This is a genomic window from Streptomyces griseorubiginosus (genome assembly GCF_017614965.1).
In the GTDB taxonomy this organism is placed as follows: Bacteria; Actinomycetota; Actinomycetes; order Streptomycetales; family Streptomycetaceae; genus Streptomyces; species Streptomyces griseorubiginosus_B.
Genome location: NZ_WVUG01000294.1, coordinates 1 through 11063, shown reverse-complemented (window position 1 = coordinate 11063; position 11063 = coordinate 1). Strand labels below are relative to the sequence as shown.

Genomic DNA, 11063 nt, shown 5'->3' with positions numbered 1-11063 from the left:
GCCCGCCGGGCAGGCCGAGCGCCCGCGGATCCCAGCCCGAGTCGCGCAGCTGGCGGTCCCAGGCGGCGGGGACCTCGGCCGTGACCCGCCCGCCGGTGTCGGCGACCCGCACGGCGGCCACGGAGGCGGTCACTACGGAGGCCACCACGGCGGTCACCACCGCCACAAGAGCTTCGGCCACATGCTGTTCTCCAGCTGAGCACCGGCACACGAGGAAGCCCCCGGCCGCAGGGCCGGGGGCTTCGGTGTGTGGACGATACTGGGATTGAACCAGTGACCTCTTCCGTGTCAGGGAAGCGCTCTCCCGCTGAGCTAATCGTCCTCGTGTACTGCGTGCGCGATACTGGGATTGAACCAGTGACCTCTTCCGTGTCAGGGAAGCGCTCTCCCGCTGAGCTAATCGCGCGGGTCGAAGCCGTGAGGCTCCAGTGGACGATACTGGGATTGAACCAGTGACCTCTTCCGTGTCAGGGAAGCGCTCTCCCGCTGAGCTAATCGTCCTTGGAGGTGGAGACGGGATTTGAACCCGTGTAGACGGCTTTGCAGGCCGTTGCCTCGCCTCTCGGCCACTCCACCAGGAGTGCGGGGGTCCGGGAAGATCCCCTTGATCCTTCGAGCGGACGACGAGGCTCGAACTCGCGACCTCAACCTTGGCAAGGTTGCGCTCTACCAACTGAGCTACGTCCGCTTGTCGTTTCGTTCCGCTCCCGCGGCCCGGCGACGTGTTGAACTCTAGCGGATTCCCGGGCCAGTACAAAAACGCGTTTGCGCAGCGTGCTGCGCTGCGCCTGCTCACGGGCGTGGCCTGGGCATCCGCGGGGACATGCCGAGGTCACCTTTCGGACACCCGCCCTAGACTCGACGGCGTGCTCGACCTTCCTCCCCTCGCCCGCTTCGGCACCCGTGTCGCCACCGGCCTCCTCGACGTCACCAGCGACCCCGCGGCCCTCGACTCCACCGGTTTCTGGGCCGTCGTCGCGGACTTCGAGGGCCGTCTGACCTGCGCCCGCTTCCGGGACGTACGACAGGAACCGGTGCCCGCGCCGGTGCCGGGGCGGTGGCGGGGACCCGGGCCCGGTGACTGGACGTCCTCCCTCGACCGCGCCGCGTACACGGCCGGTGTGCGCCGGATCCGGGAGCACATCGCGGCCGGCGAGGTCTACCAGGCGAACCTCTGCCGGGTGCTGACCGCACCCGTCGCGCCGGACGCCGACGTGGACGCGCTCACCGCGCTGCTGGCACGCGGCAACCCGGCGCCGTACGCGGGCACGATCCGGCTGCCCGGGTACGGCGTCGAGATCGCCACCGCCTCGCCCGAACTGTTCCTGCGCCGCGACGGGAGGATCGTCGAGTCCGGGCCGATCAAGGGCACCGGGCGCACCGAGGCGGACCTTCTGGAGAAGGACTACGCCGAGAACGTGATGATCGTGGACCTGGTCCGCAACGACATCGGGCGTGTGTGCGCCACCGGCAGCGTCACCGTTCCCGACCTGTGCGCGGTGGAGAAGCACCCGGGCCTGGTCCACCTCGTCTCCACGGTCCGCGGCGAGCTGGGCGCCGGTGCCGGCTGGCCCGAGCTGCTGACGGCGGCCTTCCCGCCCGGCTCCGTCACCGGCGCCCCCAAGTCCAGCGCCCTGCGGATCATCGACGCCCTGGAGACCACCCTCCGCGGCCCGTACTGCGGGGGCATCGGATGGGTGGACGCCGACCGGGGGAGAGGGGAGCTGGCCGTCGGGATCCGTACGTTCTGGATCGACCGGGTTTCCGACGGCACGCCGGTGCTGCGGTTCGGGACCGGTGCCGGGATCACCTGGGGTTCCGATCCCGAGGGGGAGTGGCGGGAGACCGAGCTGAAGGCGGCCCGACTGCTGGAGGTAGCGTCGGGCAGAGACCTGGTGAGCGGAGAGGGACTGACGTGAAGATCTGGCTCGACGGCGGGCTGAGGGACATCGAGTCCGCCCGCGTGTCCGTGTTCGACCACGGGCTGACGGTGGGCGACGGCATCTTCGAGACGGTGAAGACGGTGGACGGCAGGCCGTTCGCGTTGACCCGCCATCTCGACCGGCTGACCCGCTCGGCCCGCGGCCTCGGTCTGCCCGACCCCGACCACGACGAGATCCGCCGCGCCTGTGCCGCGGTACTGGAGGCCAACCCGCTGCCCCTCGGCCGGCTGCGCATCACCTACACCGGCGGCCACGGCCCCCTCGGCTCCGACCGCGGCGAGCACGGCCCGACCCTCGTGGTCGCCCTCGGCGAGACGGCCCGCCGCCCGGATTCCACGGCCGTCATCACCGTCCCCTGGACCCGCAACGAACGCGGCGCCCTGGCCGGCCTGAAGACGACCTCGTACGCCGAGAACGTCGTCGCGCTCGCCCGCGCCCACCAACACGGCGCCTCCGAGGCCCTGTTCGCCAACACCGTCGGCCAACTCTGCGAGGGCACCGGGTCGAACGTCTTCGTCGTCCTCGACGGTGAGATCCACACCCCGCCGCTCGCCTCCGGCTGCCTCGCGGGCATCACGCGCGCGTTGACGGTCGAGTGGACCGGGGCCAGGGAGAGCGACCTGCCGCTGGACGTCCTGGAGCGGGCCGACGAGGTCTTCCTCACCTCCAGCCTGCGCGACGTCCAGGCCGTCCACGGCGTCGACGACCGCGAACTGCCGGGCACGGCGGGCCCGGTGACGGCCAAGGCCATGCGGATCTTCGACGAGCGGTCCGGCGCCGACCTGGATCCGTGAGGCCCGGAAAAACGGGCTGACGCGGGCCTGCCGGGCGGGTAGAACACCCCTGATGACCACGACCCTGCGGCCGACCGAGCCGCTACAGCGCCACGCGGACGGCACACAGTCGCGCCACTACCAGGTCTGTGTGAACAGCCGTCCCGTGGGCGGGATACGGCTGTCCACGGACCCCGGCTTCGGCCCGACGGTGGCCCGGCTGACCGAGTTGCGCATCGAGGAGCCGGACCGCAGACGCGGACGCGGCACGGTGGCGGTGCTGGCCGCGGAGGAGATCGCCCGGGCCTGGGGCTGCAAGCGCGTCGAGGCACCCGTCCCCGGCGAGGCGGAGGGAGCCCTGCGCCTCGCCACGGCACTCGGGTACGTCCGCAGGAGCCGGAACATGGTCAAGCGGCTGGGGACGACCCCGCCGGAACTGCCCACGGGCAGCTCGGCCCGGCCCATGACCGAGGCGGAGTACGGCCCCTGGATCGAGTACGAGAGCGAACACTACGTCCGCAGCATGGTCGAGCGGGGGGTGTCCGCCGAGGAGGCCCGCAAGAAGGCGGACGAGGGCCACGCCAAGTTGCTCCCCGACGGTCTGGCCAGCGAGAACACCGTGATCAGCGTGCTGGAGCACGAGGGGGTACCGGTCGGGACGCTGTGGGTGGGACTGTGGTCGGAGATGGCGTACGTGCTCGACGTCGAGGCGGACGCCCGCCACCGAGGCCGCGGCCACGGACGGGCGCTGATGCTGCTCGCCGAGATCCAGGCGATCGCCGCCGGGAAGGACCGGATCGGCCTGCACGTCTTCGCCGGCAACGCCCCGGCCGAGCGGCTCTACGAGTCGCTCGGCTACGAGACCACCTCCCACAACCTGCAGAAGGACCTGATCTAGGACCCGCTCTCGGCCCACTCGGGCGTTCAGGCCCCGTCGGCCAGCAGCCGGTCCGCGATCTGCTCGATCCGCTCCCGCAGCCCCGCCTGGCTCTTGCCGCCGTCCAGCCGTTCCCCGCCGATGACGTACGTCGGCGTGCCGGTCACGCCGATCGCCTTGCCCTCGGCCTGGTCGGCGTCGACGATCAGGATGTGCCGGCCGTCGATCAGCGCGGTGTCGAACTCCTCGGCGTCAAGGCCGAGTTCACCGGCGACCTCGACCAGGAAGGGTTCCCCCTTGCGGTCCAGTTCCTCCACCCGGCCCAGCACCGCCTCGACGTACTCCCAGCCCCGGCCCTGCTCCAGCGCTTCCTCGGCGGCCTGCGCGGCGGCGAAGGCGTGCTTGTGCTTCTCCATCGGGAAGTGCCGCAGCCGCAGCTCCAGCCGGTCGCCGTAACGGGCGCGCAGGGCGCGCAGATCGTCCAGGGCGCTGCGGCAGTCGGGGCACTGGAGTTCGCACCAGACCTCGAGGACGGGCGTGGGCGCGGGGGAGGAGTCGCTCATGCGGTCAGTCTCCCAGGTCGGGGCGAGGCCGACCCAATCGAGCTGGACGGTGCCGGTCCACCGCGCCGACCCTGATCCCCACCCGGGGGTGGGGATCCGACCGGCACCTGGGGAGGAGGGGACCCGGAGATGTCCCTGATGTCCGCCCGAGGCATGGCCCGGCGGGGTCCGGGCGGTGCAGGATGGAAGGGACGAAGTGCCCCTGCCCGACCGAGCCCTGCCTGGAGGACCGGATGATCGCCGAGACAATCTGCTCCGCCGTGTCCGCGGCCGGCCTCGGCATCGCGGCGGTCACCGCGTACCGCAAGCGCTTCCTCTCGGCCGCCCGGATCGCGGCCTACTCCCTCGTGCCCATCGGCCTGGTGATGACCGGGGTCGTGCAGTGGCTCGCGGACACCGCCTTCAGCGTCACGGCCTGGGCGGGCTTCGGCGTGCTCGGCGTCGCCTGGCTGCTGTTCTCCACGACCCGGGCCGTGGAGCGGCGCCGGGGCGGCACCCGCAAGGAGCGCAAGGAGGCCAAGGCCGCCGCGCGGCGCGACACCGTCGCCCCGACGGCCTCGGCGCCCTCCCTGGGGCCGGGGACCCAGGCGGCCACCCGCCCCGCGACCGCACCCCGCTCCGGATCCACGGACGACTTCAGCGACATCGAGGCCATCCTGAAGAAGCACGGCATATGACCCTCGCATGACGACTGAAACGACACAGTGGATCAAGGCCGTGCACTGAACCGGTCACTTCCGGAATCGGACATCACGGGATCCGGCGAACTCCTGGTCATTCCGGGCGTGTTGATCGCGCGGAAGCCGCAGTCTGCGCCATCATCGCCCGCGAGATGCTGGACACGACACAAGGCGAAACCGCGCCGCCGAAGGACGAGCCGCGCGGATGCCTCTTCGCCCTTTCCCAGCCACCGCTGATGATCTTCCTTGCGGTGATCGGGTGTCTGCTGCTCATGGCTGCGCTGCACGATCTGCTGCTGCTCTGAGCCGTACCCGTGATCCCCGGCGTCACCCGCCGGGGATCACGACGACACCGCACGACCGCCTTCAGTCCACCGGCACACATCACCACACCGTCCGGGCCCCTCGATCGTGCCCGTCAGCCCGCCGCCTCCTTGCGGCGCGCCCGGTAGGCGGCGACATGCAGACGGTTCCCGCACGTACGGCTGTCACAGTAGCGCCGCGACCGGTTGCGGGAGAGGTCCACGAAGGCGCGCCGGCAGTCGGGGGCCTCGCAGCGCCGCAGCCGCTCCTGCTCGCCGGCCACCACGAAGAAGGCAAGCGCCATCCCGCAGTCCGCCGCGAGGTGATCGGCCACGGAGGCGCCCGGCGCGAAGTAGTGCACGTGCCAGTCGTAGCCGTCGTGATCGGTGAGGCGGGGCGTGGTGCCCGCGGCCGCGACCAGCTCGTTGATCAGTCCCGCGGCGATCCGGGCGTCGGCGGCCGCGAACACCGACCCGAACCGCCCGCGGATCTTCTTCACCGCCGAGAGATCGAACTCCGACAGTACGCCGACATCGCTGACCTCGTGGTTCTGCACGAAGTCCTCGAGCGCCGCCACGTCGGGCAGCCCGTCCGGCGTCGTGTCGTCCTCCGGCGCGGTGTTCACCAGATCGACCACGGTGTCGAGGGCGCACCGGGTGTCGTGGGTGATCAGCACGTTTCGCTCCCTGGCCTGGGGGTCGGGCACACGCCCGCCGATGCTGGCCGATGGTAATGGTTTCCGGGAGACGGAGAGCGGCCCCGGCGCCCCGCGGTCCGGCTTCCGTGGCCGCCCCGGGCGCGCACGTCGGCGCCGTCCCACCGTGGGACGGCGCCGACGCGTGCCGTATGCGGTTGTCCTGGCCCGAGCCGTCTCCCCGAGTCGACGGCGCCGGGCGGCTTGGTGCGGCCTCGGCCTAGCTCTCCGCCAGGATGTGGGAGAGCTCCTGGTCGAGGTCGAAATGCCGGTGTTCCGTGCCGGGCGGCACGGCGGCGTCCGTCCGCTTCAGGAAGGACTCCAGAGCCCGCGCCGGGGCTTCCAGCAGCGCCTCGCCCTCCGGTGAGCTCAGGGCGATGCAGACGACCCCCTGGCCGTGACTGCGCGACGGCCAGACTCGGACGTCGCCGGTGCCGGTGGGCCGGTGCAGACCCTCCGCGAGGAGGTCGCGGGCGAACACCCACTCGACGGTCTCCTCGGCTCCGGTGTGGAAGGTGGCGTGCACGGCGTAGGGGTCGGCCGTGTCGTACCGCAGGCCTGCGGGGACAGGCAGGGAGGACTCGCTCGACACAACGAGGCGCAGGTGCAGCTCGCAGCTGACCGTGGTGTTCATAAGCGCCAGGGCCTTTCGCTCAGTGTGCGCTCGGGGATTCGCACGTCGGCGAAATCGACATGCCACCTACGGTGCCGTTGTAAACCCCTCTGAGTGTTTTGCGTGCGTTTACGTAACTCTTCCGGCCGAGACCTCCTTCGTACGGTACGGCCATTCCGGTGACTGGTTTCCGGTCAGTAAAGTAAGGTAAAGTTTGGCCGTATGAATACGGGGAGTGACCAGTCGGGCGAGGTCGCCGCGGCATCGGACGGGACGCAAGCGGACGAGGCGAAGCCGGACAGCGAGCAGGGACTCGGCTCCAGGGCGCCGGGCTTCATCAAGCGCAGCCGCGCCCTGCATCTGAGCTGGCAGGTCGGCGTCTTCGTCGTCGGCCTCGCGATCGTCGGGGCCGGCATCGTGATGCTTCCGCTGCCCGGGCCCGGCTGGGTGGTGATCTTCGCCGGCATGGCCGTCTGGGCCACCGAGTTCGTCTGGGCCCAGCTGGTGCTGCGCTGGACGAAGCGGAAGGTCACCGAGGCGGCCCAGAAGGCCCTCGACCCCAAGGTGCGGCGCCGCAACATCACACTCACCGTGATCGGCCTCGTGATCGTCGCTGTCCTGGTCGGGGTGTACCTGTGGAAGTTCGGAATGGTCATGCCCTGGAAGATCAAGGATCAGTGAGCTGTGCCGGGGGTGCGGGTGCACCCCCTGACATGGGGTAATGTTCTTCCTGCGCCCGGGCGATTAGCTCAGTGGGAGAGCGCTTCGTTCACACCGAAGAGGTCACTGGTTCGAACCCAGTATCGCCCACCCGGAGACGGCGGCCCATCTGCTTCAGTGCAGGTGGGCCGTTGTCGTGTCCGCAGGCCAACTCCCCGATCTCCCGGACGAGTTTCGGCCGTACCGCCTTCACGCACCATCGGCTGTCGGCCGTTCGGTCCGTCGATCGCACCTCCCTCACCTGTGACGTCGTCGCGATCGGCGGCGCATACCGCCGTCCCGTCGCTCCGAGGCGCTCGGCGGGACCACAAGAAAATCCTGTCCGAATCATTGACGCACTCCGAGGCCCTCCGTAACTTGTGCCAGCAAGCGCTTACTTGAAACGATTCATGCACAGGCGACGACGCCGGGGAGGCCCGACTGTGGGAACCAGCAGGAATGTTGAGAGGCGTACGATCCTGAAGGCGGCCGGGGCGGGGGCGGCCGTGTTCGGGCTGGGAGCGACGGCGGGGTGCGGAGGAAACAGCGGCACCTCGGCCGACGGCACGGTGACGATCCGTTACTCGTGGTGGGGGGCCGACGAACGTGCCAAAAAGATCAACCAGACCATCCAGCTCTTCGAGAAGAAGTATCCGAAGATCAAGGTGAAGACGGACTTCCAGGACTATGTGTCTTTCTGGGAGAAGTTCCAGACACAGGCCTCCGGCGGAAATCCCCCGGACGTTTTCCAAAACGCCGTCACATTCCTTCGCAAGTACGACAAGAGAGGCGTGCTGCTCGACCTCAAGTCGCAGATCGACGCCGGGAATCTGCGCCTGGACAACTTCCGGGCCGGTGTCACGAAGGTCGGCGAGGTCGACGGCAAGCAGCTCGGCGTCCCCGTCGGCTCCAACACCATGGCTCTCGTCGTCGACAAGAAGGTCTTCCAGAAGGCGGGCGTGGAGCCGCACCCGGGCTGGACCTGGGACGACTACTTCAAGGCCCTGAAGACCATCCACGACAAGACCAAGGTGCCGGGCGACACGGGCTACTTCAGCATCATGTACCTGTACGACCTGTACCTGCGGCAGAACGGCAAGGCGTTCTACACCAAGGACGGACTCGGCTTCGACAAGGCCGATCTGACGGAGTGGTGGCAGGACGGCTACAACCGGACCAAGGCCGGCATCATCACCGACCCGAAGATCGTCGCGCAGGACCGTCCCAAGTCCTCGCTCTCCGCCGGACACGGAGCCTCGGAATTCACCTGGGACAACTTCACCGTCCGCTACACGGCCGAGGGCGACAGCGAGTACGGCCTCGCACCGATCCCCACCATGGACGGCAAGCACACCGGTCAGTACCTCGCCTCCCTGATGCTGAGCGCGTCGTCGCGCACCCAGCACCCCAAGGAGGTCGCCCAGTTCATCGACTTCATGGTCCACGACCCCGAGGTCGGCAAGATCATGGGCTACGACCGGGGCATCCTCGCCGCCACCGAGCAGTACGACGCCTTCAAGCCGACCGACCCGGTCAACAAGGAGATCGCGCAGTACGAGGCCGACACCGCCAAGGCGGGAGTCCTCGGCACGATCACCCCGCACCCCTCCGGCGCCGACACCATCGAGGCCTCCTTCCTGCGCATCGGCGGTGACCTGGGCCTCGGTAAGGTCAAGACCTCCGACGCGGTGAAGCAGTTCTTCGACGAGGCCCAGGCCGCCTTCCAGGCCTGACCGGAACCGATGGGGAAAGCACCGTGACGCTCGTCAAGGACTCACCGCCCGCCACCCGGCGGGCCCGCTCCGCCGCCCCCGCCGCCGACAAGCGGCGGGGCCGCCGGGAGAACCTCGCCGGCTACCTCTTCATGTCCCCGTGGATCGCGGGCTTCCTGCTCCTGACCGCGGGCCCCATGGTCGCCTCGCTCTACTTCGCCTTCACCGACTACAACCTCTTCAACACCCCCAAGTGGGTCGGGCTCGACAACTTCACCAAGATGTTCGACGACCCCCGGTGGCAGAAGTCGGTCGCGGTGACGGCGAAGTACGTCGTCATCGGCACCCCGCTCAAGCTGCTGCTCGCCCTCGGGGTCGCGCTGCTGCTCGCCCAGAGCAGACGTGGACAGGCCTTCTACCGGGCCGCCTTCTACGCCCCCTCGCTCATCGGCGCGAGCGTCTCCGTCGCCTTCGTCTGGCGGTCGATCTTCTCCGACAACGCCATCGTGGACCGTGCGATGTCCGCCGTCGGCATCCACGCCGGCGGCTGGGTCGGCAACCCCGACTGGATCCTCTACAGCCTCGTCGCGCTCACCGTCTGGCAGTTCGGCGCTCCCATGGTCATCTTCCTGGCCGGTCTCAAGCAGGTGCCCAGAGAGTTGTACGAGGCCGCGGAACTCGACGGTGCCGGAGCCTTCCGCAAGTTCTGGAGCATCACGCTCCCGATGATTTCCCCCGTGCTGTTCTTCAACGTCCTGCTGGAGACCATCCACTCCTTCCAGATCTTCGGCTCGGCCTACGTCGTCTCCAACACCTACTGCGGCCCGGCCGACGCCACGCTCGTCTACACCTGCTACCTGTACCAACAGGGCTTCAAGAACGCCCAGATGGGCTTCGCCTCCGCGATGGCCTGGATGCTGCTGCTCGCCGTGGCGCTGGTGACCGCCGTCCTGTTCTGGTCGCAGAAGAAATGGGTGCACTACGAGGAGGACGCCCGATGAGCGCGACCACGACCAGACCGACCGCCACGAAGCCCCTGCCCCTGAACCGCAGGCGCACCGGCTCGCTCGCCTGGCACATCGGCGCCCTGCTGATCCTCGCGGTCATCCTCTACCCCGTGCTGTGGGTCGTCGGCGCCTCGTTCAAGCCGAGCAAGGACATCATCAACAGCCTGCAGCTGTTTCCCGGCCACCCGATCCTGGCGAACTTCAAGGGCCTCGCCGACGGCATCGCCGACATCTCCATCTGGACCTTCTTCAAGAACTCCCTGTTCTACGCGGGCGGTGCCGTCGTCGGCATCCTCATCTCCTGCTCGCTGACGGCGTACGCCTTCGCGAAGATCAGGTTCACGGGCCGGAACCTGCTGTTCTCCCTGATGATCGGCACCCTTCTGCTGCCGTACCACGTCCTGCTCATACCGCAGTACGTGATGTTCCAGAAGCTGGAGCTGATCAACACCTATGTGCCGCTGCTGCTCGGGAAGTACCTGGCCACGGAGGCGTTCTTCGTCTTCCTGATGGTCCAGTTCATGCGGAACCTGCCGAGGGAACTGGACGAGGCGGCGCGCATCGACGGCTGCGGGCACCTGCGGATCTACTGGTCGATCGTGCTGCCGCTGTGCCGGCCCGCGCTGATCACCAGCGCGATCTTCACCTTCATCAACGCCTGGAACGACTTCATGGGCCCGCTGATCTACCTCAACGAGCCCGGCAAGTACACCGTCTCCCTCGGCATGATGATGTTCCGCGACTCCGACGGCGTGGCGGCCAACTACGGCGGACTCATCGCCATGTCCCTTGTGGCGCTCCTCCCCGTCCTCCTGTTCTTCCTCGCCTTCCAGCGCTATCTGATCGACGGCATGGCGACGTCCGGGCTGAAGGGGTGAGGTGGGCGCGATGGCTCGGGTGCGGGTGAAGGTACCCGGGGGATCCGAGGGTTTCAGTGCTATGTCACATACCACCGCGCGGCTCGGCGAGCGGTTCGCCGTGTTCGCCGAGTGTCTGCTGACCGGGGTGTGGATCGCGGTCGCGTCGGCCGGCGTGGTCACCTACCCTGCGGCCTTCGCCGCGGGAGCGCGGCATCTGCGCCGGCGGACGGCTCATCGGGGCGGCGGCTGGCGGGAGTTCGCCGGCGACTTCCGTACGGCCGTGCGGCGCGGGTGGGTCGTCGGGCTCGGCGGCTGGGTCGCCGTGGCGCTGGTCTGGGT

At 69.0% G+C, this 11063-nt stretch carries 12 protein-coding genes, 6 tRNA genes and 2 pseudogenes; 12 read left to right on the top strand and 8 right to left on the bottom strand.

The genetic code is table 11. The annotated features are described in order from the left end of the window. Nucleotides 1-199 (top strand): annotated as a pseudogene (locus tag GRC12_RS47160) (hypothetical protein); the annotation flags it as partial. A 51-nt stretch (nt 200-250) separates the two neighbouring features. Here the strand turns inward: GRC12_RS47160 and GRC12_RS35755 are convergent. The 5 genes from GRC12_RS35755 to GRC12_RS35735 all read right to left on the bottom strand — a co-directional run bounded on the left by GRC12_RS35755 (nt 251) and on the right by GRC12_RS35735 (nt 688). Beyond that, a tRNA-Val gene (locus GRC12_RS35755) sits at nt 251-322 on the bottom strand. 12 nt (nt 323-334) lie between these two features. Continuing rightward, a tRNA-Val gene (locus GRC12_RS35750) sits at nt 335-406 on the bottom strand. A 23-nt stretch (nt 407-429) separates the two neighbouring features. Continuing rightward, a tRNA-Val gene (locus tag GRC12_RS35745) sits at nt 430-501 on the bottom strand. 1 nt (nt 502) lies between these two features. After that, nucleotides 503-576, bottom strand: a tRNA-Cys gene (locus tag GRC12_RS35740). A 39-nt stretch (nt 577-615) separates the two neighbouring features. Then, nucleotides 616-688, bottom strand: a tRNA-Gly gene (locus tag GRC12_RS35735). Between the two features lie 178 nt (nt 689-866). On the opposite strand from GRC12_RS35735, the gene GRC12_RS35730 reads away from it, so the two are divergent. Genes GRC12_RS35730 through GRC12_RS35720 form a run of 3 tightly spaced genes read left to right on the top strand, consistent with a single transcriptional unit; the run spans nt 867 to nt 3614 of the window. After that, complete coding sequence (locus GRC12_RS35730) at nt 867-1919, top strand: chorismate-binding protein (protein WP_208784170.1); 1053 nt, start codon at nt 867-869, stop codon at nt 1917-1919. Then, complete coding sequence (locus GRC12_RS35725) at nt 1916-2737, top strand: aminotransferase class IV (RefSeq protein WP_208784168.1); 822 nt, start codon at nt 1916-1918, stop codon at nt 2735-2737. The genes GRC12_RS35730 and GRC12_RS35725 overlap by 4 nt, the downstream gene beginning before the upstream one ends. A gap of 52 nt (nt 2738-2789) precedes the next feature. Then, nucleotides 2790-3614, top strand: coding sequence for a GNAT family N-acetyltransferase (locus tag GRC12_RS35720; protein ID WP_208784166.1), 825 nt, complete (start codon nt 2790-2792; stop codon nt 3612-3614). Nucleotides 3615-3640: 26 nt separating this feature from the next. Here GRC12_RS35720 and GRC12_RS35715 read toward each other — a convergent pair whose 3' ends face one another. Further along, on the bottom strand, nt 3641-4156 hold the full coding sequence (locus GRC12_RS35715) for a DsbA family protein (protein ID WP_208784163.1): 516 nt from the start codon (nt 4154-4156) through the stop codon (nt 3641-3643). A 233-nt stretch (nt 4157-4389) separates the two neighbouring features. Here GRC12_RS35715 and GRC12_RS35710 point away from each other — a divergent pair, with 233 nt between their 5' ends. Both GRC12_RS35710 and GRC12_RS35705 read left to right on the top strand, forming a co-directional pair. Next, the gene (locus tag GRC12_RS35710) at nt 4390-4833 is read left to right on the top strand and encodes a hypothetical protein (protein ID WP_208784161.1); all 444 of its coding nucleotides are present in this window, start codon (nt 4390-4392) and stop codon (nt 4831-4833) included. A 155-nt stretch (nt 4834-4988) separates the two neighbouring features. Further along, nucleotides 4989-5141: a hypothetical protein gene (locus GRC12_RS35705; protein ID WP_208784159.1), complete on the top strand. Its 153-nt coding sequence runs from the start codon at nt 4989-4991 to the stop codon at nt 5139-5141. Between the two features lie 113 nt (nt 5142-5254). On the opposite strand, the gene GRC12_RS35700 is transcribed toward GRC12_RS35705, so the two are convergent. Beyond that, on the bottom strand, nt 5255-5815 hold the full coding sequence (locus GRC12_RS35700; protein ID WP_208784157.1) for a CGNR zinc finger domain-containing protein: 561 nt from the start codon (nt 5813-5815) through the stop codon (nt 5255-5257). A gap of 238 nt (nt 5816-6053) precedes the next feature. Next, nucleotides 6054-6467, bottom strand: a complete 414-nt coding sequence (locus GRC12_RS35695; protein WP_004002642.1) for an SsgA family sporulation/cell division regulator — start codon at nt 6465-6467, stop codon at nt 6054-6056. A gap of 201 nt (nt 6468-6668) precedes the next feature. On the opposite strand from GRC12_RS35695, the gene GRC12_RS35690 reads away from it, so the two are divergent. The 6 genes and pseudogenes from GRC12_RS35690 to GRC12_RS35665 form a co-directional block, all read left to right on the top strand. Continuing rightward, nucleotides 6669-7127 (top strand): TIGR02611 family protein, encoded by a 459-nt coding sequence (locus GRC12_RS35690; RefSeq protein WP_208784156.1) that lies wholly within the window; start codon nt 6669-6671, stop codon nt 7125-7127. Between the two features lie 57 nt (nt 7128-7184). Then, a tRNA-Val gene (locus tag GRC12_RS35685) sits at nt 7185-7256 on the top strand. A gap of 332 nt (nt 7257-7588) precedes the next feature. Beyond that, nucleotides 7589-8878 carry an ABC transporter substrate-binding protein gene (locus GRC12_RS35680; protein WP_208784155.1) on the top strand — a complete coding sequence of 430 codons (1290 nt, stop codon included), beginning with the start codon at nt 7589-7591 and terminating at the stop codon, nt 8876-8878. 23 nt (nt 8879-8901) lie between these two features. Continuing rightward, a complete protein-coding gene (locus GRC12_RS35675) occupies nt 8902-9858 on the top strand; it encodes a carbohydrate ABC transporter permease (RefSeq protein ID WP_208784154.1) in 957 nt (318 codons plus the stop codon). Next, a complete protein-coding gene (locus GRC12_RS35670) occupies nt 9855-10742 on the top strand; it encodes a carbohydrate ABC transporter permease (protein ID WP_208784153.1) in 888 nt (295 codons plus the stop codon). Before GRC12_RS35675 ends, GRC12_RS35670 begins: the two co-directional genes overlap by 4 nt. 61 nt (nt 10743-10803) lie before the next feature. Beyond that, a pseudogene (locus GRC12_RS35665) lies at nt 10804-11063 on the top strand (hypothetical protein); the annotation flags it as partial.

What these genes read in the sequence shown, in the direction of transcription:
- GRC12_RS35710 (WP_208784161.1), top strand. Translation starts at nt 4,390, where the DNA reads ATGATCGCCGAGACAATCTGCTCCGCCGTGTCCGCGGCCGGCCTCGGC.
- GRC12_RS35705 (WP_208784159.1), top strand. Translation starts at nt 4,989, where the DNA reads ATGCTGGACACGACACAAGGCGAAACCGCGCCGCCGAAGGACGAGCCG.
- GRC12_RS35690 (WP_208784156.1), top strand. Translation starts at nt 6,669, where the DNA reads ATGAATACGGGGAGTGACCAGTCGGGCGAGGTCGCCGCGGCATCGGAC.
- GRC12_RS35715 (WP_208784163.1), bottom strand. Translation starts at nt 4,156, where the DNA reads ATGAGCGACTCCTCCCCCGCGCCCACGCCCGTCCTCGAGGTCTGGTGC.
- GRC12_RS35720 (WP_208784166.1), top strand. Translation starts at nt 2,790, where the DNA reads ATGACCACGACCCTGCGGCCGACCGAGCCGCTACAGCGCCACGCGGAC.
- GRC12_RS35695 (WP_004002642.1), bottom strand. Translation starts at nt 6,467, where the DNA reads ATGAACACCACGGTCAGCTGCGAGCTGCACCTGCGCCTCGTTGTGTCG.
- GRC12_RS35670 (WP_208784153.1), top strand. Translation starts at nt 9,855, where the DNA reads ATGAGCGCGACCACGACCAGACCGACCGCCACGAAGCCCCTGCCCCTG.